This window comes from Selenomonas dianae, assembly GCF_030644225.1.
In the GTDB taxonomy this organism is placed as follows: domain Bacteria; phylum Bacillota; class Negativicutes; order Selenomonadales; family Selenomonadaceae; genus Centipeda; species Centipeda dianae.
Genome location: NZ_CP128650.1, coordinates 2,118,006 through 2,143,367 on the forward strand (window position 1 = coordinate 2,118,006; position 25,362 = coordinate 2,143,367).

A 25,362-nucleotide genomic window follows, 5' to 3' on the forward strand; every position below is an offset into this window, starting at 1 on the left:
ACATCCTTTGAGGAAAGTGTCTATATATTTCGCAAAAACAGCACAAAAGAAATACGAGGCCGCCGGCCGGCAGCCTCGGAATGTCATAGAAAATAGGTGTAGAGCGGCGCGACGACGAGGTCGATGCGCGTGCCGACGGGATACATCTCGTAGGCGGGAACACGCGTCCCGCCCGCCTCAATCGTCAGCTGTGTGCCGACACCCGTACGGAGACTGAGCGCAGGATAGTCGCGATCCATGTCGAGGACGAAGTAGTCGCCCTCCTGTCGGAACGTCCCCTCCTCGGGGAGAAACGGCAGTCCGACCCCGTGCGACTGATAGCGCGTACCCGTGAGGTGGAAATGTCCGTCCGCATACGCAGTCAGGAACTCCTCGACGGGGGTTTTCTGTACGGAGTGGATAAAATGAACCGTCAGAGGAACTTCGTCGCGCAGCTGCCGCACGAGGACAGTCTTTTGCCCGTCCACCTGCAAAAAGAGAGCGGGTGTGCTCAGAATATCAAACGCAACGAGCACTGCCGCCGCCGCGAGCGCAATCAGATACGCTCTCATTTCTCGTTAAAGAACTTCTCCGCGCCCGCATTCATCGGCAGGGACATCCCCGCCTTTGCCGTGTCCTTCGTGATCTGCTTGCCGACGGCGTGCGCTGCCTGCAGACGGTCGAGATTCGAGAAGATTGCCTTGGTGATGCTGTAGCCGAGATCGGCGTCTACCGAAGGACCCGCGACGAGCATCGCCATCACGGAGACGCTTGGGACAGCCTCGTCAAAGCCCGCATACGTCCCGGCGGGAATGACGGTCTTGGTGTAGAACGGATACTTTGCGATCAGATCGTCCGCTATTTTATCCTCCACCGGCAGCAGACGCACGGGGTTCTGCGCAGCGATGTCCTGCACGGATGCCGTCGGGTAGCCCGCCGTCAGAACGGCGACATCCACATTGCCGTCCTTGAGTGCGCTCGCGCCCTCGGCGAACGAGAGGAACTTTGCATCAATATCATCATACGATACGCCGTATGCGGCGAGGATCTGACGCACGTTTGCCTCCACGCCCGAGCCTGCCGCGCCGACCGCGACGCGCTTGCCCTTCAGCTCTGCGAGATTCTTGATCCCCGAGGACTGGAGCGTGACGAACTGGCACGTCTCGGGATAGAGCGAGGCGATGCCCTGCAGACCGTCCACCTTCTTGTCCGCGAACATTTCCGTACCGTTGACCGCATAGAAGGTAATATCGTTCTGCACCGTCGCGAGATCCACCGCCCCGTCGCGCAGCATATTGATATTGGCAACGGATGCACCCGTGCTCTGGGCGCTGGCGTTCATGCCCTTAATATCCTTGTTCAGCACCTCGGCGATTGCACCGCCGATGGGGTAGTACGTACCTGCCGTGCCGCCCGTTCCGATGTTGAGGAACTTCTTATCTCCCGACGAAGCGGAGTCGCCGCCGCAGCCGGTGAGAAGCGCGGCAGAGAATACAAGGACCGCACCTGCCGCAAGAATTTTCTTTACGGTAGAGATATTCATGTTCTTTCCCTCCATGATGAAATAGAAAAGCTCTCGAACTATCGTCGCGTACGGCGATAATGAATGTATATTATCATAAAGCATCCCCCACGTGCAAGCGGGAGATGCTTTGTATGATGGTATACACGCGCATACGGACGAAACTCTCATTTCTCGTTAAAGAACTTCTCCGCGCCCGCATTCATCGGCAGCGACATCCCCATCTGCACCGTCTCCCGCGTGATCTGCCGAGCGACGGGATGCGCTGTCCGCAGACGGTCAAGGTTCGAGAAAATCGCCTTTGTCACGGTGTAGCCAAGTTCCTCGTTCACCGTGGGTCCCGCGACGAGCATCGCCATCACGGAAACACTCGGAACAGCCTCGTCAAAGCCCACATACGTCCCGGCGGGGATGACGGTCTTGGTGTAGAACGGATACTGCGCGATCAACGCATCGGCAATCTCGTCCTCCACAGGCAGCAGACGCACGGGATGCTGTGCGGCGATGTCCTGCACGGATGCCGTCGGATAGCCCGCCGTCAGAACGGCGACATCGACGTTGCCGTCCTTGAGTGCGCTCGCCCCCTCGGCGAACGAGAGGAACTTCGCATCAATATCATCATACGATACGCCGTATGCGGCGAGGATCTGGCGCACATTCGCCTCCACCCCCGAGCCGACCGCACCGACTGCGACGCGCCTCCCCTTCAGCTCGGAGAGGCTCTTGATGCCCGAAGAGCGGAGCGTGACGAACTGGCACGTCTCGGGATAGAGCGCGGCAACGCCCTTGAGACCGTTCACCTTCTTGTCCACGAACATCTCCGTACCGTTCGCGGCGTAGTATGCAATATCGTTCTGCACCGTCGCGAGGTCGATCGTCCCATCGCCAAGCATATTGACATTGGCGACGGACGCGCCCGTGCTCTGTGCGTTCGCACTCATGCCGGGGATCTCCTTGTTCAGCACCTCGGCGATTGCGCCGCCGATGGGGTAGTACGTCCCCGCCGTGCCGCCCGTTCCGATGTTGAGGAACTTCTTCCCCTCCACGTCGGAGTTGCCGTTGCATCCGGTGAAGAACACCGCTGCGGCTGCAAGAACAGCACCGACTGCAAGAGTTTTCTTGATGGTAGAAATCTTCATGATCCACGCCTCCTGCCAATTCTCTCAGTTCTCAAAATCGTCCTGCAATTCAGGTGATTTTCTGTATTTTACCACAATAAATGCCATACGCGCAAGGTATGGCATTTATGATTTTTATGTATATTTTGAGGAAAGCGCTCACTGATCCATACGGCGATTTCTGTTCGTCAATTCTTTACGATCTCCGCCGGCTCGCCGTTCGCCTTGGCACGCTGAATGCACGCCTTGAGGCGTGCAATATTCTTCACATGGAGGTCAATGGCAAAGCGGATGCGCTTCTTCTCCTCCTCCGTGAACTCCGGCTTCTCGTAGGCCGCACGGATGCGCTCAAGACGCGCCTCCACGTCGTGCAGCTCATCCTCCAACGGACGAACGTGCATGAGGGCGCAGCCATACACCGCACGCATGGCATCCTCGACATACTGTGCATAGCCCGGCTCGCCCGAGGACTTCTCAAGCCACTGTGCGACGTGATGGATGATGTCATACGGCGACTCGCCGCCGTGGATCATGGAAACGATCTCCATCTTCACCTGCTGTTCACGCCCGTGCGGCTGTGCGATGAGTTCCGCAGCGTCCGCCATCAGATGACCTTTTCCCCGTGGTAGCGTTCGCCGCCGATCTCGGGATAGACACCGTACTCTACCGCCCATTCGCATTTGTACTTGAGCGCCTGTGCATGGATCGTCGCCATACGGTCGATATTCTCGCGTACGATCTTCGCGGGAACGCCCGCGACGAGCGAGTTCGGCGGGATGACGGCGTTCTCCTTGACCACCGCGCCCGCTGCGACGATGGAGCCGCGCCCGATCTTCGCGCCCGTCAGAACGACTGCCCCCATGCCGATGAGCACGTGATCCTCGATCTCGCAGCCGTGGATGCACGCGCTGTGTCCGACCGTCACATAGTCCCCAATGATGCACGGGTTGTCGTCCGCAACGTGCAGGCAGGTGAGATCCTGTATGTTCGAGCACACGCCGACGGAGATGTAGTTGACATCGCCGCGTGCGACCACGCCCGGCCAGAGGCTCGCGTACTGCCCGACGCGCACGTCACCCGAGAGGAATACCTGCGGCGCGACGAACGCCTCCGCATGGATCTGCGGCGTGATGCCGTGAAATGCGGGAAAACCGTCCCCTTTGAATGTAAACATAATGTATCCTTTCTAAAGGAATCACCCTTTTGCCTCAAACGGCTTACTCCCATGCGCCGCATGGTAGTACGTGTGTGCGGCGGCAAAGACGGCGGCGCTCGGCGCAATGTCGCCTGTGCGCGTACCGTCCTCCTCCGCGTTCTTTTTTCGGCGTACGCCGTGCGCCTCCTCCGCCGCTGCGTCGGGCGCAGTATTCGGCAGATGCTTGTACTCCTCGGAGTTTGCGTACTCCATCCATTCGCGCTGGAGCGCACGCAGGAGGTAGACCTTCTCGTTGTCGAGCGGCGAAAGACGGCTCTGCTCCTGCGCCGTGCGGAGCATATCATCCATCTCCTCAGGGGAGAACACGCGGCGGTTGTCGTATGAACTGTGCGTCGCAGATCGCTGCTCAAAGCCTGCCCGCGCCCTGTGCGGGCTCTCCGGCGCACTGTCGGCACGTGCGTCTCCCCCATCCTGTGCGGCACTCGGCTGCGCAGTCAAAGTCCCGCCGGGCTCTGCACCAAGCGCCTCACGCCCGAGCGCCCCCTGCATCTCCCCCGTCGTCGGGGCGGCATCCGCACCCTCTCCCGCAGAGGCATCGAGCGCATCGCCCGCGGCAGGTGTCCCGCCCGCCGTCATGACGGGCGATCCCGCTGCTCCCTCCGCACCGCTGCCCGCACCACGCGTGCTCGGCAGTTCCCCGCCGCCCTTCTGCATCTCTGAGAGTACGGAGAGATTCGCCTGCGCCACAGCGCGCTGCGCCTCGTCCTTCGTCTTGGCACGTTTCAGTGCGCGGGCAAGCATCTCGCGCCGCTCCTCGATCCGCACCACCTTCTCATAGAGATCCGGATTGTTCTCCTTGAGATACTTCATATCGGTCGCAGAGAGTTTCTGTCCCTGCCGCAGCTTCTGCCGAATCTGCTGTTCGCGGTTGGCATCGGTCTTTTCCCGCGCCCGCTGCAGATCGCTCACGCACATCCTGCCCTCCGGCACGGGCGATCCCATCGCCTGTACAAGACTCTGCCCCGTTTTGATCCGATACTTCATCACACGCTGCAAATTCCGCAGCTGCGTATAGTCGCTGATCTTTCCGATTCCATCGAAACGCGCCATACCATTACCTCCATGTAATGTGAAAAACGCTGATAAAACAAGAATGCATACATCAGCGCTTCCGAAAATCCTTTCTATAACAACATCGGCATCCGATGCCGACGGCATAAGCCGCTGCCCATATTCTATCGTATTTGGAGCAAAAAGAAAAGCCGACGCATTCGCCGGCTTTGATTTCCTGTCGTCATTTGGTCGTCCATGCACCATTTATATATAGAACAATTCCATCGTGCAGACACTAATCACCCCGCCAAGTCCCGAGGTGCTCCCCCACCAAGGCCGACTAATCGTTCCAAACGTGCGCGCACCGCTCCCGTCGTCCGCAACAGGACGTACGGCACACCGCAAAACAGGAAATTTATAGATATGTATTTTATCATATTTCTCACCATATTGCAAGAGAATCACTTCGCTTTCTAAAAATTTCTTTGTAGGATTACAATAGATATGTTACACAAGTAAATAAAAAGAGAAAGCCCATTTGTGTTATGCTCTATCTAGCAAAACAAACCACACACAAAGGAGGCTTTCTCATGAAAAGCATAACACAGGACATCAAGTATTATCAAGCGATTCTTTCCTATGCAGATAAGCATGGCGTCACAAAGGCTGCCATTAAGTACCGCACTTATCGCCAGTTCATCTATCGACTGCGTAATCGCTACGATGGTACACCCAAATCCCTCGCACCAAAGTCGCGACGCCCCCATCATCACCCCAACGAACACACAGGCGAAGAGATCGCTCTCATTCGGCGGATGCGTAAACGTCGTCCCAATACGGGTCTTGTCCGCTTCTGGGTGCGCCTGCGTAAAAAGGGGTATACACGCTCCATTGCCGGTCTTTACCGCTGCATGAAACGTCTGGGGCTTAAAACAAGCAAGCCCAAGAAACCTGTATATCAGCCAAAACCATATCAGCAGGCAACCTTCCCCGGAGAAAAAGTTCAGATTGATGTCAAAGTCGTTCCCTCCGCCTGCATTGTCGGACAGGCAAAAGAGCAGGGCGAGAAGATGTACCAATACACAGCGATTGACGAATGTACACGCTTTCGCTTTATTGCGGCATTTAAGGAGCAATCAACATATTCATCCATGCTTTTCCTGCAGCAGCTCATCCGTCGTTTCCCGTTCAAGATACATAAAGTACAGACAGATAACGGGGCGGAGTTTACCAAGCGTTTCCAAGCGGCGGATGAAGAAAATCTGACGCTGTTTGAAAAGGAGTTAAAGCGTCTTGGCATTGCACACCAGAAGATTCGCCCCTATACGCCGAGGCATAACGGTAAGGTAGAGCGTTCCCACCGAAAGGACAACGAGGAGTTTTACGCCACGCATACGTTTTACTCGTTTGAGGATTTCAAGGTGCAGCTTGCACGGAGAAACAGGGAGTATAACAATTTTCCGATGCGTCCCCTCGGATGGAAGTCTCCTCGTGAGACTCTTTCTCTGCTTCTCTCTTGTGTAACATATGATTGACAAACCTACAATCACTTCGCTTTCTAAAAATTTCTCAAAAATATTGATAAATGCTCTCATTCAGTGTAAAATACTCAGGCATAAAGTATTAGGGAATCGCTGATAAACTGAAGTCAGCCAATAACGGATGATCATGGCACATACACACGAAGAACCACGAAGTTACCGCTTCGGGGTTTTTGCTTGAAAAATAATTTCCTTTCCTATTGACAACCGCTTCATCACCATTTATACTCAACATATGAATAGTTGCTCATATGTTGTTTGAACAAAGGAGACGATCATCATGAAAAAGGCATTCAAGTTTCGCGACATCGACTGCGCCCACTGCGCCCATGAGATCGAGGACGCTGCGGCAAAGATCGCGGGCGTGAACAAGGTGCGCGTCAATTTCCTCAGCGAGCGCATGACACTCGATGCGGACGACGCGCGCTTTGACGAAATCGTCGCAGAGATCAAACGGATCGCCAAGACCATCGAGCCAGACGCCGTTCTCGAAGCGTAACCAAGAAAAAAAGGGGGAAGCAGACATGACGAAGAAACAAAAGAGGATGCTCATGCGCATCGGCGGAGCAGCAGCACTCTTCATCCCGGGAATGATCCTCGAAGACAATGTCGTCGGCATCGTGCTCCTCCTCGCCGCCTACGCCCTCATCGGCTGGGACATCCTCTGGCGGGCGGCGGAGAACATTCGCCACGGGCGCGTCTTTGACGAGAACTTCCTCATGGCAGTCGCCACGATCGGTGCGATTGCGCTCGGCGACTACTCCGAAGGCGTCGCCGTCATGCTGCTCTACCAGATCGGTGAGTGGTTTCAGGGATACGCCGTACAGCGTTCCCGCCGCTCCATCTCCTCGCTCATGGACATCCGTCCCGACACGGCGCGCGTTGTGCGGGACGGTGCAGAGGAGGAGGTATTTCCCGACGAGGTCGAGGTCGGCGAGACCATCCTCATCCGCCCGGGCGAGCGCGTCCCGCTCGACGGCATCATCACGAAGGGCGAGGGGCTGCTCGACACCGCCGCACTCACGGGGGAATCCGTACCGCGTACCGTAAAGACGAACGATGAGATCATCAGCGGCTGCATCAATCAGACCGGCGTACTGGAGGTCCGTGTCACAACCCCCTACGAGGAATCCACCGTCGAGCGCATCCTCTCGCTTGTGGAGGAGGCGACGGACAAGAAGGCGACCACCGAGGCATTCATCACGCGCTTTGCCCGCTGGTACACGCCCGCCGTCGTCATCGGTGCGGTACTGCTCGCCCTCGTCCCGCCGCTCGTCACGGGCGATCCGTTCTCTATGTGGATCTACCGTGCGCTCACCTTCCTCGTCATCTCCTGCCCCTGCGCCCTCGTCATCTCCGTGCCGCTCTCCTTCTTTGCAGGAATCGGCGGCGCGAGCCGCGCCGGCATCCTCATCAAGGGCGGCAACTATCTCGAAGCACTCGCAAAGGCGGACACCGTCGTCTTTGACAAGACCGGCACGCTCACGAAGGGCAGCTTCCACGTCGCGAGCGTCATCCCCGCCGAGGGCTTCGCGGAGGAGGACGTACTCTTCTACGCGGCGAATGCGGAACGCTACTCCACCCATCCCATCGGCCGCTCCATCCTCCGCGCCTTCACAGGCGGCGGGAACACGACCGAGGATACGGACGTACACGCGATGGAGGAAAATGCAGGATGCGGCATCTCCGCACACATCAACGGACATTTCATCCTGCTCGGCACGCATGACCTCCTCACAGCAAAGAAAACGGTAAACATTCCGCCGATCCCGCACACGGGCGCGGTCTACCTCTCCGTTGACGGACGCTTTGCGGGTGTTGTCCACGTCGCGGACGAGATCAAGGAGGACGCGGCGGAGGCAGTACACGCCCTAAAGGAGCGCGGCATCCGCGAGACGGTCATGCTCACGGGCGACACGCGCTGGATCGGTGCGAGCGTCGGCAAGGAACTCGGCATCGACACCGTCCATGCCGAACTCCTCCCACAGGACAAGGTCGCACAGGTCGAGGCTCGCCTTGCCGCGCAGCAGGAGGGCAGGACGCTCGCCTACGTCGGCGACGGCATCAACGACGCGCCCGTCCTCGCACGCGCCGATGTCGGCATCGCCATGGGAGCACTCGGCTCGGATGCGGCAATCGAGGCGGCGGATGTCGTTCTCATGACCGACGAGCCGCGAAAGATCGCAACCGCCATCGACATCGCACGCAAGACCATGCGCATCGCGTGGCAGAACATCATCTTTGCCATCGGCATCAAGGGCATCGTCCTCGTCCTCGGTGCACTTGGCTACGCAGGGCTCTGGGCGGCGATCTTCGCCGATGTCGGCGTCACTGTCCTCGCCATCCTCAACGCCATGCGTGCCCTCAGCGTAAAGGAATGACTTGCATCGCAGGTTCGTATCTGATATAATAAAGACACAAAAAAGAGAACCGTGACAAGACGGCTACCTCTTCACATTACACGGTTATAACCGCTCGTGCTTGGTAGGTAGGGCGGTTATTTCTTTTTAACGCAGATAATGTAGCCCGTGACGAGAATCAGCGCAAGGATGAACTCGTAGTAACTCATATCGCAACACCTCCCACTTACAGGATCGGGAAGGTGAAAAGGTAGCCGCCATAGCTTATCAGAGGGTTCTCTACATCTATTATACATTCATTTGTTCGAAGTGCAAGTAAATCTTTCTACACGAAAGCCCCCGACCATCATCGGGGGCTTTCGTCTATTCTCTTACGCTTCGCCGCGTCGCCCGTGGTACAGACACCACGGTTCTTCCGCCATGAAGTCGCCGTCATGGTAGTACGCCGCACGCGCACGGCAGCCGCCGCACGCCTTTTTGTAGCTGCACGAGCCGCAGCCGCCGCCGTAGTCGAGCGTACGCAGCTCCTTGAACACCTCGTTTTTCGCCCAGATCTCATCGAACGGCGTCTCGCGCACATCCCCCAGCTCACGGTTGAGGTACGCGCACGGCTGCACCTTGCCGCGCGGACTGATGATGCAGTACGTCAGCCCCGCCAGACAGCCGCGCGAGAAGCGCGTATCCACGCCGAGCTGATCGGCGATGCGCAGGAACTGCGGCGCACAGGTCGGCTTCAGCTCGATGTCCACCGTCTCCTGCTTGCGCATGATGCGCGAAAGCACATCCTCGTACGCCTCCGCACGCAGTGACTCCTCCTCGATCGTCTCCGCACGTCCCGTCGGCACGAGGAAGAAGAAATGATGTGCCTTCGCCCCGATCTCCACGGCGAAGTCCGTCATCGCCTCAAGCTCGTGCGCGTTCCAGTCCATCACCGTTGTATGGATCTGGAACGGCAGCCCTGCCTCGCGGCAGTTCATCATCCCGCGCACTGCGCCGTCCCAACCGCCGGGGAACGAGCGGAACGTATCGTGCTTATTCTTGTCGAGCGAGTCGAGCGAGATACCCATCCCGCACGCGCCCGCTTCCTTGAGAGCCTTTGCCATCGGCAGGTCGATCAGCGTCCCATTCGTACCGAACACGGGGATGAGCCCAAGCCCGCGCGCATAGGAAACGAGTTCGAGAATATCGGGGCGCGTCAGCGGCTCCCCGCCCGAGAAAATCATGATGCGGAAGCCCGCCTTTGCAATCTCGCGCAGGAGCTTCTTGCCCTCCTCCGTCGAGAGCTCCTCGTCCGCGCGGCAGCCCGCGTCGCGGTAGCAGTGAGCACAGTACATATTGCAGGCGTTCGTCGTGTTCCACGAAATGATCTTTACCCCGCCGCCCGCAACGCCCTTCGGATGCCCCTTCGGCATCCCCGCAGGATGCCCGCTCGGATGTCCCATGCCGTGCGGATGTCCGCCGGGGTGTCCTCCCATATGCGCGTGGGGATGCCCCGCACCCGCAGGATGTCCCGCCGCGTGCGGATGCGTCCCCATCGTGCCCTGTGCGGCGTGCGCCGCCTCCATCGGGGCACTCATACAGCAGCCTCCCGAATGCCGATCTCCTCATCCGTCAGATAGCAGGACGGGTCCGACTCCCAAAAGTCCCCCGTCCGCGCCTCCGCACGCGTGCGGAAATTCCCGTTGCACCAGTTGAGGTACTGACATTTCGAGCAGCGCCCCTTGAGCAGCGGCTTCCTGTCCTTCAGCCCCGCGAGAATCGGGTGCGTCATATCCTGCCAGATGTCGCCGAACTTGCGCTCACGCACATTGCCGAACGTATGATGCTGCGTGAACTGATCAGGATGCACATAGCCGAGGTGATCCACCTCGCCGAACGCAATGCCCGAACGGTTGCCACCGTTCGCACCGATCAGCTTCTTGATCTGCTCCGCCCCCGCATCGTTCCCCTCCGCGAGCGCTTTCAGATACATATAGACCCCGTCGCAGTGGTTGTCCACCGTCAGGATCTCCTTCTTCAAACCGCGTGCCTCAAAGTCCTTTGTCCGCGCGATGATCGTATCCATCGCACGGCGCGACTCCTCCGCTGTCACATCCTCATCCATCATCTGACCGCCGCGCCCCGAGTACACGAGATGGTAGAAACAGACGCGGTTGATCCCCTTCTCCTCGATAAAGTCAAAGATCTTGTCCAGCTCCATGATATTGTGATGGTTGATCGTAAACCGCAGCCCCACGCGCTGCCCCACGGCGACACAGTTCTCGATCCCCTCCATCGCACGCTGATACGCGCCCTCGACCCCGCGGAACATATCGTTCACATCCGCGAGCCCGTCGAGCGAGATGCCGACATAGCCGACCCCCAGATCCTTGATCCGCTGCGCCACCTCGCGCGTGATAAGCGTCCCGTTCGTCGAAAGCGTCGGGCGCACACCTTTGTCCCGCGCATACTCCGCCAACTCGAAAAAGTCGGGGCGGATCAGCGGCTCGCCGCCCGAGAAGAGCAGCACCGGCACACGGAACTCCGCAAGGCCGTCGATGAAACGCTTTGCCTCCTCCGTCGTCAGCTCGCCATCGTACTTCTGCCCGTCGGAGGACATATAGCAGTGGCGGCAGCGCAGATTGCACGTGCGCGTCGAGTTCCAGACCACGACAGGCCCCATCCCCTCCGCCGCGCCGCTCTTCATGCGGTGCGCGTTCTGCCCGTAGCGCAGCGCGTCGCCGTAGTATTCATCCATAAAAAGAAGCTTCGTTACACTGATCATCAAGGTCTCCTAAATACACAATACACAATTAGACGGAACGTATCTCCTCATTCCGCTTGTGAATCCCATCGAGCAGGAGCCGCGTCTTGAGCGCGATATTCTCCTGATACGAGAGTTCCAGATGACTGAATGCCGCCGCCTGATAGAGCGAGTGAAACATCTCCGCGATCAGATCGACAGGCACATCGCTGCGAATCTCCCCCGCCGCCTGCCCCGCGCGGATGATCTCTGTGAACACCTGCTTGATCTGCGGTGTCATGCGGCTGCCCGCAGGTTTCCCCTCGGGGGCGTGCGGCGCATCCGACTCCTCACGTCCCTGCGCCATATGGGACGCACCCGAGAGAAAGAGCGGCATCACAAAGCGGTTCTCATCGAGGAACTTCGCCGTCACACGCGCCCCCACCTCCAGCAGTTCCAGCGACGTGCGCTCCGCCGCGCGCGCCTCCGCGAGTGCCATACGGATCGTCTCGCCGAGCCGCCCGAGCAGGGAGAACAAGAGATCCTCCTTCGAGCCAAAATAATTGTAGAACGTCCCGATGCCAAGATCTGCCGCGCTCATGATGTCCGCAACAGACGTCTCCTTGTAGCCCTTCTTCGAGAACTCACTGATCGCCGCCTCAAGAATCATGCGGCGCGACTGCAGCTTCTTGCGCTCCCGGCGGCCCATTTTCTCCTCTAACAAGAGATTCACCCTTTCTGTCATCATGCTATATTATTATAGCGAAAAACATCGCATTTGAAAAGCAAAAAATGAATCACATTCATATTTTCATTCTCATTCGTATAATTGAGAATAGACACATTCGCGCACAAAAAAACGCCGACCACCGTCGACGTTCTCTATCCAAAATGGTGACCCAGGAGGGATTCGAACCCCCGACCCTTTGATTCGTAGTCAAATACTCTAATCCAGCTGAGCTACTGAGTCACGTGTCTTGCGACTTGATTATAATAACAGATATGGAGGTGCGTGTCAAGGGGAGATTTTCTTTTTTTGTTCAAACGCTCCCCACTCCGGCGGGAGTGGCTGTCACACCATCTCCCCCCACACGCCGTCCCGATACAGATGCGTCAGCCGCACGGGTACGATCGCCCCGTGCACGACGGGCGCATCCGTATAGACGCGCACATACGTCTCCGTCAGCCCGTCCGTCACCCCGTCCGCGCACGTCTCAAAGAGAACCTCCACCACCGCCCCGAGCATCGAGCGGTGATACGCCTCCGCCATCTCCTCCGCAAGAGCCTGCATCCGCGCCGCACGCTCCCTGCGCACCGGCGGCGGCACCTGATCCGTGCGCCGCGCCGCAGGCGTTCCGCGCCGCGCCGAGTACGGGAACACGTGCATCCGCGCAAAGCCCATCCGCCGCACGAAGTCCATCCCCGCTGCGAAGTCCTCCTCCGTCTCTCCCGGGAACCCCACAATGATGTCCGTCGAGATCGCCACCCCCGGCACCGCCGCACGCACATCCGCAACGAGCTGCGCGAACTGCTCCGTCGTATAGGGACGGTTCATCGCCCGCAGCACAGCATCACTCCCCGCTTGCAGCGGCAGATGCAGATGCGCCGCAAAGCGCGGCTCCGTCCGCATCAGTTCGAGAAGGTCCGCCGACAGCTCCACCGACTCCAGCGAGCCGAGCCGCAGCCGACGCAGCCCGCTCTCCGCGAGTGCCGTGCGGCACGCGTCCGCGAGCGTCGGATGTGCGGGGAGATCAATGCCGTACGCGCCGAGATGAATCCCCGTCAGCACCACCTCAGGAAACCCCGCCCCGACGAGGAGACGCATCTCACGCGCCACTGCAGAGAGCGCACGCGACTTCACAGGGCCACGCGCATACGGAATGATACAGAACGTACAGAAATTCTGGCAGCCGTCCTCGATCTTCAGGAACGCACGCGTGCGGTGCGGCAGCGCGTGCAGCGGGATGTCCTCGAACACACACGCCTGCATGATGTCCGTGATCGTACCGACCGCCCCCGTATCCGCGCGCAGCGCATCCTCCACATAGTCCACGATACGCGCACGCTCCTTCGTCCCGAGCACCACACGCACCCCTTCGAGCGCACGGATCTCCTCGGGCGCGACCTGCGCGTAGCAGCCCGTCACCGCAATGCACGCCGCAGGATTCGTCCGCGCCGCGCGGCGGATCAGCTGACGCGACTTGCGGTCGCTCAGATGCGTCACCGAGCACGTATTGACGACATAGACATCCGCCCGCTCCTCGAACGGCACCACCTCGTAGCCCCGTGCGCGAAACAGCCCCTCCATCGTCTCCGTCTCGAACTGGTTCACCTTGCACCCGAGCGTCATAAATGCAGCCTTCAACTTATGCCCTCCTCCCCACCTAAATTCATACGGAGCGTTTGATAGAGCGGCGTGCCCCTATAAGTGAACCCTAGTGAAGCAAGTGAGTAAAGGGGGCGTTCTGCCCCCTGCGGACTTCTTTCGTTCAAGCGCAGCGCGTTTAAGAAGTCCGCAGGTATTTCGGCAGATAAGCACACGATCACTTGCGTAACGAGGCGTTCACGTTAGGGGCTGCCGCTCAGACAACAGTTTTTATATTGTATCACAAATCAAACGCTCCGCAATAAATTTTTCTCCCAAAACTAATGACATTTCCACAAAAAACGATATAATATACATAGGAAATTATTCCCACAACATGAACGCCATCACCATGGAAGGGGGAACATACATGGCAACCATATCGCAGATGACCGGCGCGGCACGCACCATCTACAGCTCGCTCTACGCCAACAACTCGCGCACGGACGCAACCGCCGCACTCTTCGGCGCTGCGCACAGCCGCAGCCGGCGCAGCGGCAGCCTCTACTCCGCACAGTATCGCGGACAGGAGTCGAGCGCACAGGAACTGCGCTCCATCATGGACATCGCCAATCAGGCGCGCAACCTGCGCAAATCCTACACCGAAACCAGCACGCGATTTCACGCCGAGTACGACACGAACATGAAGGATCTCCGCAAGGCGGCGGGCGCACTCGCCCGTACCGACTTTCAGCTGAGCAGCGCCGACATCCAGACGAATGCCGACGGCTCCAAGACCTACAGCGACAAACTCAAAGCCGCCATCAGCAATGTCAAGGATCTCGTGAAGGAGTACAACGAAACGAGCGACTTCCTACAGAGCAACAAGAGCCTCGGCAAGGGCGTGCAGCAGCTCGCTGCCAACTTTTCCGACACCACCTACAAGGCGGACTCCTATGCCAAGATGGGCATCAGCGTCGATGCCAAGACCGGCAAGATGAGCGTCAACGAGAGCCGCCTCGCCCGCGCCCTCACCGCCTCGCCCGCGCAGTCCGAGGCGATCCTCGGGCAGGGAGGACTTGCAGGACGTGCCGACCGTCACGCACAGTACGCACAGTCGGCGAGCAGCCGCGTCATCCCCTCGATGGAGCAGGCGATCGGCAGCCAGCTCAGCTACGCCGCTAGTATGCTGAACGGCAGATCCCTGCCCACCATGCAGCGTTACTCCAATATGCTGAACCTGTTCAGCATCTACGTCTAAGAGAGAAGGGAACACAATGGACTATATGGATGTCGCACAGATGTCCGTCGGACTGCACCAGATGCAGACGCAGCAGAGCCTCGGCATCGCCGTCGCAAAGCTCGCCATGAACTCCGGCAGCGAGGCACTCGAACTCATCGAGGAAAGCACCGCGAGCGTCGATCCGAGCCTTGGAAACAGCATCGACGTATCTGCGTAAATAGAAAACACAAAAGTCCCCCTTTCTGCTTGTTCAGAAGGGGGATTTCTTACAGAAATTTACGAGGCCCTAATATGGACTGGTACACCTACATCATCAACGCAGCAATCCGCTCAAAATACAACGGCTCACACTGGTTTCGCTATCTCCGAAAGGTCATACGCGAGGACGAAATCATGTTGACCGCACACGATCTTGAGCGACTTTTACAGGCGCCCGAGCTGAGCAATTTTCAAAAAGTGTCACTGAAATATGCCATGCATAAAGGCTCTCCCACGCACGAGCATATTCTCTCGCTCAATCGTCCGGCAACGATGAAGAATATCAAGGCATTGATGGAGAAATATCGCAAGAATTAAGAAATGATATTCACGCCCTCATACTCTGTGCGGGGTTCTCGGTAACACCGAGATAGGATTTCAGCGCAGACTGTAGCAAATGCGAGTAGTTTACCTTTTCGCGACGCGCCAGAATATCAAGCCACCGTGGAATTGTAACCGTCTTATTCGTCGCCTTGTTGCTCATCTTCTCACGGAACGGCGGCATCCACGCCTCGATCAGCCCAATGGTCTCCCCCCGCGATGTCTTAATCTCCATCAGAGGCGTGGGAGAGGGAATCTCCTCTGCATCCTCCTCCATCCCATAGAGATGGAGCTGAACAGCCTCCTTTGCGCGGGCAAAAGCCTGCTCCATCGTATCTGCACAAGTCAAACATCCCGGCAAATCCGGAAAGCAGACCGAAACACCTTCCTCATCCACATGAAAAACAGCAGGAAAGATATAGTTATCCTTCACAAGAATCATCCTCCTAGGAAAACACAATGCCGGATTGCTCCGAAATGCGTTTCAAAACAAATTGCGTGACATCCTTCACGGGATGCGGCACAGTAACGCGCCCCTTCTTCGTCGGATGTTTGAATTGATGATGATCGCCGACACAGTGCACCTCATACCATCCATCAGCCTTGAGCATCTTAAGGAAACGCTGATAAAATGAAGTCCGTCAGGTTGGCGTAGATTTTTTCGTCCGAACAAGGAGGCAAACCGGACGCATAGCAAGGGCTATGTGGAGGATTTGCCGACACAGTGCGGGCAAAAAAGATGCGTCAAGATGGCGGTGCTGAATTTATCAGTGCTTCCTTAATAACTTCCCGTGACGAATAGCTGCGCATGGCATCATCTCCCTTTTCTTTATTATAGCACATATTTTTATATGTGCTATAAATTTTTCACACCAAAAATCCCCCTCCATATGGAGGGGGATTTCGTTATGCGGCGATTGCCGCAACCGTGACGTGTGGATTAGAACAGGAACTCAACGCGGCCGAAGAGCTGCTGACGCTTATCCCCGAGAGGATCTGCGTAGATCGTCTTGCCCGTGAAGTACTTCGCGGACACGATAACGTTCTTCCAGACCGTGTAGGCTGTGCCAAGCTCGATGCCCTTCGTCCATGCCGTTGCGCCATCCGTCGTCGGAGCAATGGATGCACCGCCGAGGTAACGGTAGGAAACGTATGCGCCCCACGACCCCTTGTCCATCGCCTCTGCACCCTTGTAGTCGAGACCGATCTGATAGGACTTCTTGTACTTCTTCTCAGCATCAATCTTGTTGTTCTTCGCATAGGAAGCAGCCAGCTGGACATTGTCGTTGAACTTGTAGCCCGCGTTCACTGCCCAGACATCCTGTGCCGTACCGTTCGCATCCCTAAGAGTGCCCTTCCAGAGATCCGTCTTTGCATGGTAGTAACCGGCACCCGCCATCCAGTTGTCCTTGTCGTACTGGAGCTCAATGCCCTGATAGTTTGCGCTTTCGTTAGTAGCGATCTTCGCCTGACCTGCCTGCAGCTTTGCCTTCAGATCCTTGCCGAACTCCACCTCTGCGCCCGAGAACTCGCGGTCGAGAACGAGGTTGCCCGCGCCCGTATAGCCCTCAGCGGAGGCAAGCTCCATCTTACCGAACTTCACCGTGAAGTTGTCATAGTTGCCCTGTGCCCATGCGCGCTTGAGCGTGACTTTGTCATCCGTATCATCCTTGCCAGCCGCATCATGCTTCATGCTCGTGGAGGCATCGAGACGTGCATGGACGTTCCAGTGCGCATTGACCTCAGCCGTCGGCTCAAGGCGGAAGACGAGATTATCAGCATTCTCCTTCTGACGGTTCTCCGTGCGCTGGCTCGTGTAGGTGTACTCGAGCTTGCCTTCCCACTTCACCATGTCAGCGTGCTTCTCAAGGTTCGAGACGCGGACACCGAGGTTGTTGAGCTCGTCAGCGAACTCAGCAGCGAGGCGGTCGACGAGTGCGCGATCCGAAACGGGCATGTTGTCCTTTGCCATCGCCTTTGCGACCATCTGCGCCATCTCATAACGCGTGATGTTGCGGTCGCCGCGATAGGTGCCGTCGCCGTAGCCCTCGACAACGCCGTCCGCAGCGAGCTGCGTCACAGCATCGTATGCCCAGTGGTCACGGGGCACATCGGAGAACGGGTTCGCAGCTGCGAACGTCGTGCTTGCTGCACCGACAACGAGAGCCGTTGCGAGTGCGGATACGAGAGTCTTCTTCATGAGAAACTCCTCCTTCTGTAAAACAGATAGTATTTGATTTCCAATGGAGAGCCCCCGCAAAAGTATCCTTGTTTCCTTTTCGCGATGGATTCTCATCCCTTGGAACGGCTTTATCATAGCACGCCGCCGTGGAAATTGCAATACCCCATCGTCAAAAAACTTTATAGCAGGTTATAATTCTCGGCTTATGTTTGTTCATGCAGGGATAAGTAAGGGCTGTCAGCTCTCGTAATGTCCACGGCAGGAAGCAATATGGATCGTTCCATCCTCCTCGTAATAGACAATACGATTCGTCTCATCAATGCGTCTGCTCCACCATCCGCTGAGATTGCCCTTCAGTCGTTCCGACTTTCCGGTACCTTCCAGAGGATTTCTCTGTATATCGCGGATGATGGCATTGAGCCGTTTCAGTGTCTTTCGATCCTGCGTCTGCCAATACAGATACTCTTCCCATGCACGATCTTCCCAAAGCAGTCCCATCAATCCACCTCAATCAAATCATGTTCGGCAAAATGCGCCTTCCCCATCTCAATATCACGCTTCAATTCTTCCAAGTAACGGATATTGCTTGGCGAATAAAAAGGATCATCGCTGCGCTCCGCCGCGATCTCGAACGGGATTCTCTGCTCGCGCACCGCTGTCTTTGCAAAGACGCAGAACGCTGTCGTCATCGTCATCCCGATCTCGGAGCAGAACTCGTCAAACTGCCGCTTGAGGTCGGCATCCATACGGATGCTCACACTTGCCTGTGCCATGTTCTCACCGCCCTTCTGTTTTATTACATTGTATGAAAATATTTGTGCGTTGTCAATTTGTTTTGGTGCACTATAAAACGGATGCAGATGAACCTGCATCCGTTCACATTCACAGCATCGCCTTGTAGCGTGCCCACTCGGATTCGGGAATGGCAAGCGTATCCATCGCACTCTCTGCCGATACACGAAACTTTTCCATGATTTTTTTGATGGAAAAGACACGCTCCTTTTCGCTCACTTCTTTGCGGACTTCCGCGCTCACTTCTTGGCGGACTTTCTCGCTTACTTTGTCGCGCATCTCTTCGTCATATGCCCGAACAAATTCATCCCACAGTGGATTGCTGCTCATTTTCACCACTCCTTTCGCTTCGTCTTTGAACCGTTCTGCACGTTCTTTCAACACGTCATAGTGCATTTCCTCGACACGTTTGCATCGAAAGTCATGCATGAGCCGCCCGAGCGGGGTGTCGTCCATGACCGAGCTGTTGACATAGATGATATGCGAGCCGTCGTCAAAGGTCTCCTGTGTCTCACGGATGGTGCGCTGCACATGATAGATGGGCAGATCTCTGCCGAGCACGTCGGTCTCGGTGATAAAGATGACGTAGGTCTCGGGCAGCCGCTCATAGTCCTCGCCCGCAGAGAGTGCCGCAGCATCTATGATGCTGCTGTTGTACCGCGCACGCCGCCGTGCCGCGCCAACCGCCGCACGCTGAATCTCGATGTTGAACTCCTGCCCATCGGCAATGGCGTGAATGTCGAGACGGACGCTGTGACCGTGGAGATTCTTGAGTGTATCCTGTGTGATAACTTTCGTTGCGTGGAGATTTGGATTCCCCAAGATAATCTGAATGACGAGATCAACGCACGCGAGACTGTCCTGAAAAACGACCGTCATAAAGGGATCGTCGAGCAGACAAAAACTCGCTAGCGCGTCTTCGAATTTCTTCCGTACGGCTTCACTCGTATGTATCGCCATGCGATCACTTCCTTGTTTTTAGGAATCGCTGATAAAATGAAGTCCGTCAGATTGGCATAGATTTTTTCGTCCGAACAAGGAGGCAAACCGGACGCATAGCCAAAGCTATGTGGAGGATTTGCCGACGAAGTGCGGGCAAAAAAGATGCGTCAAGATGGCGCGGCTGAATTTATCAGTGCTTCCTTATATTTTACCCTAGAACAAAGATTCACGCAATAAAATTTTTGCGCTTCACTCCCCCACGAGGGCGACGGGTGAGGGGACGCGGATGCCGCGGCTGTTCTCAAAGATCTCGACGCGCACGCCGAACACATCCGCAATCCGCTCCTCGGTGAGCACCTCGGCGGGTGTGCCCGTCGCGCGGACGCGCCCGCCCGCTACGAGGACGATGTCGTCGGCGTACTGCATGGCGTGCGCCATGTCATGCAGTACCATGAGGATGGTCATGCCATGCACGCGGTTGAGCTGTGAGATGATCTCCATGACGCGCAGCTGATGCGCGACGTCGAGGTAGGTGGTCGGCTCGTCGAGCAGCAGCAGGCGCGGACGCTGACTGAGTGCCATGGCGAGAAAGACGCGCTGCCGCTCGCCGCCGGAGAGGGTATGCACCTCGCGCTCGGCGAAGGCAGAGACGTGCGCGGTCTCCATCGCCCACGCGATTGCCTCTCTGTCCTCCGCGTCCGCACGCGTCTGAAAGAGACCTGCATGGGCAAACCGCCCATAGGTGACAAGCTGCTCCACGGTCAGCCCCTGCGCCGCCGCACGCTCCTGCGGCAGGATGGCACGCACACGCGCCAACTCTTTCTCGGTGTAGCTGCCGAGTTCGCGTCCATCAAGCTGAATCTCGCCCGTATAGCGGCGATTCAGCCCCGCCAGCGCACGCAGGAGGGTGGTCTTGCCCGCGCCGTTGGGTCCTACGATGGCGGTGCGCCGCCCTGCGGCAATATCAACGTTCAGCCCGTGCAGGATCTCCTTGCCCGCGATCTTGACGCAGAGGTGCCGCGCCGTCATACCCGCACTCATAGCTGCCTCCTCAGAAGATAGAGAAAGAACGGTGCGCCAACGACCGCCATGATGATACCCACAGGCAGCTCAAGTGGTGCAAAGAGGAGCCGCGCCGCCGTGTCGCTCAGCGTGACGACGGCGATGCCAAGGAGTGCCGCCGCAGGAAGCAGGAAGCGATAGTCCGCGCCGATCATGAGCCGTGCGGCGTGCGGGACGATGAGCCCGACGAAGCCGAGGAGCCCCACCACGGACACGGCGCTCGCGGCGAGGAGCGCGGCAACCGCCGTGAGGAGGATGCGCGTGCGCTCGACGGCAAGCCCGATGCCGCGTGCCATGTCGTCGCCGAGTTGGAGGATGTTGAGCCGCTGCGCGGCGGCGAGTGCGAGCAGCCCCGCCACGATGGTATACGGCAGGAGCATCTCGACGTGCGGCCAGCTCCGCGCGGAGAGCCCGCCGACCATCCACATGAGCGCACTGTGAACGCGGTCGCTGTAGAGGATCATCATGGCGGAGATGCCCGCGCCGAGAAACGCGGACACGGCAACGCCCGCGAGGATGATGCGCGTCGGACGGATGCCGTCGCGCCACGCGAGGATGTAGATGAGGAGCGCGGCGAGCATCGCCCCGCCGAACGCGGCGGGGGTGATGAGCCACGCCGCGCCCGGCAGCATGAGCATGATAAAAATACCCGCAAGACCCGCACCGGACGAGATACCGATGATGTGCGGGTCTGCGAGCGGATTTCTGAGGATCGCCTGCAGGATTGCGCCCGAAAGAGAGAGGTTGATGCCGACGAGTGCGGCGACGATGGTACGCGGCAGGCGGATGTTCCAGAGGATCTGGGCGTTTGCCCCGCCCGAGGTGCCGCTCAGGATGCCGATGATCTCCCCGATGGGAATGTCAACCGAGCCCTTTGCGGCGGAGAGGAGCATGGCAAATGCCGCGAGTACGGTAAAGAGGATGAGGAGCAGGATGCGCTTTTTCATGGATAGACGAGCCTCGCCATGTACTTGACGGCAGCAGGATACTCGATGCCGGGGCTGAACAGGAACATCTCCTGCGGCAGGTAGTAGACGCGTCCGTCACGGATTGCGCCGACGCTCTGCCATGCGGGGCTCTCGGCGAACATTGCCTCCATCGAGGCGCGGATCTCCGCCTCCTCGCCCATGCTCGTGACGAAAATGATGTCGGGGTTCTGTGCGACAAGGGTCTCCATGCTGTAGGGTGCGGCATCGGGGTTCTTGTCGAGCGCGGGCATCCCCGCCGCCGTGTTCTCCCAGCCGAGCATCACGGCAATGCTGCCCGCGATGCTGCCGTCGAGCTGGACGGAGAGTCCCTGTCCCGTGCTGTGGATGATGGCGACGCGCTTTTTCTCCTGCGGGATGGAGGTGCGGACGGCATCAATGTCCGCGTCCATTTTTTGGACGAGTGCTTCGCCCTTTTCCTTTTCCCCCGTGAGCGCGGCAAAGATGCCGATCTCGCGCTTGACGTCCTCGTAGCTCTTCATGTCGAGGACGAGGGTCTTGACGTAGTTCGCGTTGAGGGTGTCGACGAGTTTTTCGTTCATGCCCTTGTTGAGGATGACGAGGTCGGGCTTGAGCGCGATGATTTTCTCTGCGTCGATCTGGTACACTCTGCCGATGCGCGGGACATCCTTTGCCTCGGGCGGCACTTTCGTCTTGGACTCGGGTCTGCCGACGACGCTGCCGCCGACGGCGTACAGCGGTTCGAGGAAAGAGGCGGAGGTGACGACGATGCGCTCGGGTTTTTTGTCAAAGAGGACGGTGCGTCCGTTGTCGTCGGTGATGCTCGCATAGCTGCCCCGCTCCTCGTCGGCAACGGGCAGACCGCACGCGGTGAGGGCGAGGGTGGCGGCAATCAGTAGGACGGTAAGAATTGTTCGCATATCAACTCCTCCGTGTGAGAATGGTGGAGAGGTAATTCAGTTTCTCATCCGCGTGCGCCTCAAGGTCGTAGATGATCTTCTCATCATCCAGTCCCGCGCGGCTGACGAGCACTGCCTCCTTCGTCATGTTGTTGCGGCGCAGCAGGTCGATGATCTCGGCGGAGTTGTGGTAGACCTTCATAACGGCGGCGCTGCCCGCAACCGCCATGACCTCCTCAAGCCGCTCCCTGTCCGCTGTGCCGGGGATGACGGTGAACACGTCGTTGCCCTCGACGATGGGGCGGCCGACGCGGCTGCCGATGGCGATGAAGGCAGGGATGCCGGGGATGGTGCGGATGTCCACATCCTCATGCTCCAGGAGACGAAATACGTAGATGTAGGTGCTGTAGAACATGGGGTCGCCGAGCGTCAAAAATGCGACGTTTTTGCCCGCGTTGAGGAGTGCAAGGATCTCCGCCTTGTTCTTTTCCCATGCGCCCGCATCATCGGCAAAGTTTTTCACCATGGGGAATACTTGGTAGACGATCTCGATGTCCTTTTTGAGGTACGGACGTGCGATCTCAAGGGCAACGCTGCCGTCCTTCTTTTCTGTCTTCGGGGCGATGAGTACGTCCGCCGCCTCGATTGCCTTGATCGCCTTGACGGTGAGGAGTTCAGGGTCGCCGGGACCGACGCCGATGCCGTAGAATGTTCCGCGCATAAAATCTTCCTTCCATTTATGTTATATGTGTGCTGTTCTGTGGCGACATAAATCCCACGCAAATGCGTTGGGACATCATGCCGCCCGCTGCTCATATCGGTGGAAGAACGGTATGAGCAATAAAAATCCTTCTCCCATAGTACATAGGAAGAAGGATTTTGTCAAATGCTGTGTGGATTACATCAGCATCGCGAGCATCGTACCTGCCGCGACCGCCGTACCGATAACACCGGCGACGTTCGGTCCCATGGCGTGCATGAGGAGGTAGTTGCCGGGCTTTGCCTTGATGCCGACGAGCTGGCTGACGCGTGCCGCCATCGGAACGGCGGAAACGCCCGCAGAGCCGATGAGAGGGTTGACCTTCCAACCCGTCGCGCGGCACATGATCTTGCCGAGGACGACGCCCGCCGCCGTACCGAAGATGAACGCAACGAGACCAAGGCAGATGATGAGAATGGTCTCCTTGACGAGGAAGCTCTCCGCGCTCATCGTGAGCCCCGTACCGAGCGCGAGGAAGATGGTGACGGTGTTGATGAGCGCGTTCTGCGCCGTATCGGAGAGACGATCCGTCACGCCGCTCTCGCGGAAGAGGTTGCCGAGCATCAGCATACCGAGGAGCGCCGTGATGGACGGCAGCAGCAGGCTGATGAAGATGGTCGAGACGATCGGGAATGCGATGCGCTCGAACTTCGTGACATCACGCGCCTGTTCCATGATGACTTCGCGCTCCTTCTTCGATGTGAGGAGCTTCATGACGGGCGGCTGGATGAGCGGAACGAGCGCCATATAGGTATACGCCGCGACGGCAATCGCACCGAGGAGGTGCGGCGCCATCTTCGTGGCGAGGTAGATCGAGGTCGGACCGTCCGCGCCGCCGATGATGCCGATGGAACCCGCCTCCTGCGCCGAAAAGCCGAGGAGCATCGCGCCGAGGAGGGCGATGAACACGCCGAACTGTGCCGCCGCGCCCATGAGGAGCGACGAGGGGCGTGCAATGAGAGGGCCGAAGTCCGTCATCGCGCCGACACCGAGGAAGATGAGCGGCGGGAAGATCTCGTATTTGATTCCCATGCCGATGGCGGACATGACCCCCGGCTCCTCAAAGCCGTTGAACGGGATGTTCGCAAGGATGCAGCCGAATGCGATCGGGCTAAGGAGCAGCGGCTCAAAGTCCCGCGCGAACGCGAGGTAGAGCAGGATAAGCCCGACGAGAATCATAATGACGTTGCCGCCGGTCATGCCGATGAATCCGCTGCCCTCGACAACCGACTGCAGGGAGACGGTAAATGCGTTAATAAAATCCATAATCTGTCACTCCCTCCTCAGCGCGGCGTGCGCATACCGTTTGCGCGTCCGAAGTTGCGCCATGCGGGCTGCTCTGCCGGGCGGATCGCGCGGATCTGCTCGACACCGGAGCCGCAGGCGGCGACGGCCGCCGCAATGACGGCGACGGTCTCCGCACTCAGCCCTGCAGGAACGGCAGGCGCAGCGGGTGCGGGGGATGCCGCAGGTGCAGGAACGGGAGCGGCAGGTGCCGCTGCGGGCGGCGCTGCCTTCTTCTTCGTCGGGTCAAGTCTGTGGACGAGCTCGATGAGCCCCCAGATCGCAATCAACACGGAGAATACGATGACCATGTTGATGACCATGATGACAAATGGATTGTCGGTTACGGGTTGATGCATAAACTCACCTCATCTTGTTTTTCGCCTCATGAATACCGCCGTTGTACCCGTCAGTGGAGGTATCCTGAGGATCTTTATGTATATTGCGAAAATATCGCTTTTGTTATTATGCTGGATTGCAGACGATTTTACAAGTTTTATTTTCACTTTTTCTCATGCAACTTTTGCATATTTTTCATAAATGACGCGTTCGGTTTCAGTCGGCACGCGCCGCATCAAAGGCTCGCCGCACCTCGGCATAGATCTTGTCGTAGCTCTGCCCCGGCTGCGCCTCGTAGAGTTTCTTCCCGTCCAGAAAGATGCTCGGGACGTAGTAATACTGCCCCGCGAACGGCTGCGTCTTTGCCGGCTCTTTGTTCTCGTCGATAAAGACGACCTCTACGCCCTCGTAGCCCTCGGTGCGCAGTGCGTCCATGGCGCGGTGCGCGTTCGCGCAGTAGGGGCAGCCCTCCATCTCGATCATGGTCAGTGTTTTCATGGCAGTTCTCCTTTCGGACGATGGGAATGTTACGTCAGCGACCCTTTCCCGCCGCGGTGCGGTAGGCTTTCAGCTGCGC

At 58.0% G+C, this 25,362-nt stretch carries 29 protein-coding genes, 1 tRNA gene and 1 pseudogene; 7 read left to right on the plus strand and 24 right to left on the minus strand.

The features are described from left to right. Positions 1 to 83 precede the first annotated feature (83 nt). From QU667_RS10285 to QU667_RS10310, 6 genes are all read right to left on the minus strand, one after another. The gene (locus QU667_RS10285; protein ID WP_304987084.1) at positions 84 to 551 is read right to left on the minus strand and encodes a DUF1850 domain-containing protein; all 468 of its coding nucleotides are present in this window, start codon (positions 549 to 551) and stop codon (positions 84 to 86) included. Further along, positions 548 to 1,522 carry a TAXI family TRAP transporter solute-binding subunit gene (locus QU667_RS10290; RefSeq protein WP_304987085.1) on the minus strand — a complete coding sequence of 325 codons (975 nt, stop codon included), beginning with the start codon at positions 1,520 to 1,522 and terminating at the stop codon, positions 548 to 550. The genes QU667_RS10285 and QU667_RS10290 overlap by 4 nt, the downstream gene beginning before the upstream one ends. A gap of 146 nt (positions 1,523 to 1,668) precedes the next feature. Beyond that, the gene (locus QU667_RS10295; protein ID WP_304987086.1) at positions 1,669 to 2,640 is read right to left on the minus strand and encodes a TAXI family TRAP transporter solute-binding subunit; all 972 of its coding nucleotides are present in this window, start codon (positions 2,638 to 2,640) and stop codon (positions 1,669 to 1,671) included. 167 nt (positions 2,641 to 2,807) lie between these two features. Beyond that, complete coding sequence (locus QU667_RS10300) at positions 2,808 to 3,224, minus strand: hypothetical protein (RefSeq protein ID WP_304987087.1); 417 nt, start codon at positions 3,222 to 3,224, stop codon at positions 2,808 to 2,810. Then, entirely contained in the window at positions 3,224 to 3,793 is a 570-nt protein-coding gene (locus QU667_RS10305; protein WP_304987088.1) for a gamma carbonic anhydrase family protein, read from the minus strand. The genes QU667_RS10300 and QU667_RS10305 overlap by 1 nt, the downstream gene beginning before the upstream one ends. 21 nt (positions 3,794 to 3,814) lie before the next feature. Then, positions 3,815 to 4,885, minus strand: coding sequence for a hypothetical protein (locus QU667_RS10310; RefSeq protein ID WP_304987089.1), 1,071 nt, complete (start codon positions 4,883 to 4,885; stop codon positions 3,815 to 3,817). 533 nt (positions 4,886 to 5,418) lie between these two features. On the opposite strand from QU667_RS10310, the gene QU667_RS10315 reads away from it, so the two are divergent. The 3 genes from QU667_RS10315 (at position 5,419) to QU667_RS10325 (ending at position 8,750) form a co-directional block, all read left to right on the plus strand. Further along, on the plus strand, positions 5,419 to 6,363 hold the full coding sequence (locus tag QU667_RS10315) for a DDE-type integrase/transposase/recombinase (RefSeq protein WP_304987090.1): 945 nt from the start codon (positions 5,419 to 5,421) through the stop codon (positions 6,361 to 6,363). 286 nt (positions 6,364 to 6,649) lie between these two features. Then, a complete protein-coding gene (locus QU667_RS10320; protein WP_304987091.1) occupies positions 6,650 to 6,868 on the plus strand; it encodes a cation transporter in 219 nt (72 codons plus the stop codon). Between the two features lie 25 nt (positions 6,869 to 6,893). Continuing rightward, positions 6,894 to 8,750 (plus strand): heavy metal translocating P-type ATPase, encoded by a 1,857-nt coding sequence (locus QU667_RS10325; RefSeq protein ID WP_304987092.1) that lies wholly within the window; start codon positions 6,894 to 6,896, stop codon positions 8,748 to 8,750. Between the two features lie 350 nt (positions 8,751 to 9,100). Here QU667_RS10325 and nirJ2 read toward each other — a convergent pair whose 3' ends face one another. The 5 genes from nirJ2 to mtaB all read right to left on the minus strand — a co-directional run bounded on the left by nirJ2 (position 9,101) and on the right by mtaB (position 13,801). After that, positions 9,101 to 10,294, minus strand: a complete 1,194-nt coding sequence (gene nirJ2 / locus QU667_RS10330) for a putative heme d1 biosynthesis radical SAM protein NirJ2 (RefSeq protein WP_304988453.1) — start codon at positions 10,292 to 10,294, stop codon at positions 9,101 to 9,103. An 8-nt stretch (positions 10,295 to 10,302) separates the two neighbouring features. Then, complete coding sequence (gene nirJ1 / locus QU667_RS10335; RefSeq protein ID WP_304987093.1) at positions 10,303 to 11,493, minus strand: putative heme d1 biosynthesis radical SAM protein NirJ1; 1,191 nt, start codon at positions 11,491 to 11,493, stop codon at positions 10,303 to 10,305. Between the two features lie 28 nt (positions 11,494 to 11,521). Then, positions 11,522 to 12,160 carry a TetR/AcrR family transcriptional regulator gene (locus QU667_RS10340; RefSeq protein ID WP_304988454.1) on the minus strand — a complete coding sequence of 213 codons (639 nt, stop codon included), beginning with the start codon at positions 12,158 to 12,160 and terminating at the stop codon, positions 11,522 to 11,524. A 183-nt stretch (positions 12,161 to 12,343) separates the two neighbouring features. Beyond that, positions 12,344 to 12,421, minus strand: a tRNA-Arg gene (locus tag QU667_RS10345). A 102-nt stretch (positions 12,422 to 12,523) separates the two neighbouring features. After that, a complete protein-coding gene (gene mtaB, locus QU667_RS10350) occupies positions 12,524 to 13,801 on the minus strand; it encodes a tRNA (N(6)-L-threonylcarbamoyladenosine(37)-C(2))-methylthiotransferase MtaB (protein ID WP_304988455.1) in 1,278 nt (425 codons plus the stop codon). A 385-nt stretch (positions 13,802 to 14,186) separates the two neighbouring features. On the opposite strand from mtaB, the gene fliD reads away from it, so the two are divergent. From fliD to QU667_RS10365, 3 genes are all read left to right on the plus strand, one after another. After that, positions 14,187 to 15,017 (plus strand): flagellar filament capping protein FliD, encoded by an 831-nt coding sequence (gene fliD / locus QU667_RS10355; protein WP_304987094.1) that lies wholly within the window; start codon positions 14,187 to 14,189, stop codon positions 15,015 to 15,017. A gap of 16 nt (positions 15,018 to 15,033) precedes the next feature. Then, positions 15,034 to 15,216, plus strand: a complete 183-nt coding sequence (locus QU667_RS10360) for a YjfB family protein (RefSeq protein WP_304987095.1) — start codon at positions 15,034 to 15,036, stop codon at positions 15,214 to 15,216. Between the two features lie 74 nt (positions 15,217 to 15,290). Continuing rightward, positions 15,291 to 15,575: a hypothetical protein gene (locus QU667_RS10365; protein ID WP_304987097.1), complete on the plus strand. Its 285-nt coding sequence runs from the start codon at positions 15,291 to 15,293 to the stop codon at positions 15,573 to 15,575. Positions 15,576 to 15,585: 10 nt separating this feature from the next. Here the strand turns inward: QU667_RS10365 and QU667_RS10370 are convergent, their stop codons facing one another. Both QU667_RS10370 and QU667_RS10375 read right to left on the minus strand, forming a co-directional pair. After that, positions 15,586 to 16,011 (minus strand): type II toxin-antitoxin system HicB family antitoxin, encoded by a 426-nt coding sequence (locus QU667_RS10370; protein WP_304987098.1) that lies wholly within the window; start codon positions 16,009 to 16,011, stop codon positions 15,586 to 15,588. A 13-nt stretch (positions 16,012 to 16,024) separates the two neighbouring features. Beyond that, on the minus strand, positions 16,025 to 16,189 hold the full coding sequence (locus QU667_RS10375) for a type II toxin-antitoxin system HicA family toxin (RefSeq protein WP_304987099.1): 165 nt from the start codon (positions 16,187 to 16,189) through the stop codon (positions 16,025 to 16,027). 20 nt (positions 16,190 to 16,209) lie between these two features. Between QU667_RS10375 and QU667_RS10380 the strand changes: the two are divergent. After that, a pseudogene (locus QU667_RS10380) lies at positions 16,210 to 16,360 on the plus strand (secretion protein HlyD). A gap of 158 nt (positions 16,361 to 16,518) precedes the next feature. Here QU667_RS10380 and QU667_RS10385 read toward each other — a convergent pair. The 11 genes from QU667_RS10385 to QU667_RS10440 all read right to left on the minus strand — a co-directional run bounded on the left by QU667_RS10385 (position 16,519) and on the right by QU667_RS10440 (position 25,283). After that, positions 16,519 to 17,778: an S-layer homology domain-containing protein gene (locus tag QU667_RS10385; RefSeq protein WP_304987100.1), complete on the minus strand. Its 1,260-nt coding sequence runs from the start codon at positions 17,776 to 17,778 to the stop codon at positions 16,519 to 16,521. A 219-nt stretch (positions 17,779 to 17,997) separates the two neighbouring features. Then, a complete protein-coding gene (locus QU667_RS10390; RefSeq protein WP_304987101.1) occupies positions 17,998 to 18,258 on the minus strand; it encodes a Txe/YoeB family addiction module toxin in 261 nt (86 codons plus the stop codon). Then, positions 18,258 to 18,533: a type II toxin-antitoxin system RelB/DinJ family antitoxin gene (locus QU667_RS10395; protein ID WP_304987102.1), complete on the minus strand. Its 276-nt coding sequence runs from the start codon at positions 18,531 to 18,533 to the stop codon at positions 18,258 to 18,260. The genes QU667_RS10390 and QU667_RS10395 overlap by 1 nt, the downstream gene beginning before the upstream one ends. Before the next feature lie 109 nt (positions 18,534 to 18,642). Further along, the gene (locus QU667_RS10400; RefSeq protein WP_304987103.1) at positions 18,643 to 19,512 is read right to left on the minus strand and encodes a PD-(D/E)XK nuclease family transposase; all 870 of its coding nucleotides are present in this window, start codon (positions 19,510 to 19,512) and stop codon (positions 18,643 to 18,645) included. A 231-nt stretch (positions 19,513 to 19,743) separates the two neighbouring features. Further along, a complete protein-coding gene (locus tag QU667_RS10410; protein ID WP_304987104.1) occupies positions 19,744 to 20,535 on the minus strand; it encodes an ABC transporter ATP-binding protein in 792 nt (263 codons plus the stop codon). Beyond that, the gene (locus QU667_RS10415; protein WP_304987105.1) at positions 20,532 to 21,503 is read right to left on the minus strand and encodes a FecCD family ABC transporter permease; all 972 of its coding nucleotides are present in this window, start codon (positions 21,501 to 21,503) and stop codon (positions 20,532 to 20,534) included. The genes QU667_RS10410 and QU667_RS10415 overlap by 4 nt, the downstream gene beginning before the upstream one ends. Next, positions 21,500 to 22,423, minus strand: coding sequence for an ABC transporter substrate-binding protein (locus QU667_RS10420; protein ID WP_304987106.1), 924 nt, complete (start codon positions 22,421 to 22,423; stop codon positions 21,500 to 21,502). The genes QU667_RS10415 and QU667_RS10420 overlap by 4 nt, the downstream gene beginning before the upstream one ends. 1 nt (position 22,424) lies before the next feature. Continuing rightward, complete coding sequence (gene cobI, locus QU667_RS10425) at positions 22,425 to 23,123, minus strand: precorrin-2 C(20)-methyltransferase (protein WP_304987107.1); 699 nt, start codon at positions 23,121 to 23,123, stop codon at positions 22,425 to 22,427. A gap of 177 nt (positions 23,124 to 23,300) precedes the next feature. After that, positions 23,301 to 24,428 (minus strand): sodium ion-translocating decarboxylase subunit beta, encoded by a 1,128-nt coding sequence (locus QU667_RS10430; RefSeq protein ID WP_304987109.1) that lies wholly within the window; start codon positions 24,426 to 24,428, stop codon positions 23,301 to 23,303. A gap of 17 nt (positions 24,429 to 24,445) precedes the next feature. Next, complete coding sequence (locus QU667_RS10435; protein WP_304987110.1) at positions 24,446 to 24,805, minus strand: OadG family protein; 360 nt, start codon at positions 24,803 to 24,805, stop codon at positions 24,446 to 24,448. A 196-nt stretch (positions 24,806 to 25,001) separates the two neighbouring features. Continuing rightward, entirely contained in the window at positions 25,002 to 25,283 is a 282-nt protein-coding gene (locus QU667_RS10440; RefSeq protein ID WP_304987111.1) for a glutathione S-transferase N-terminal domain-containing protein, read from the minus strand. Between the last annotated feature and the right edge of the window lie 79 nt (positions 25,284 to 25,362).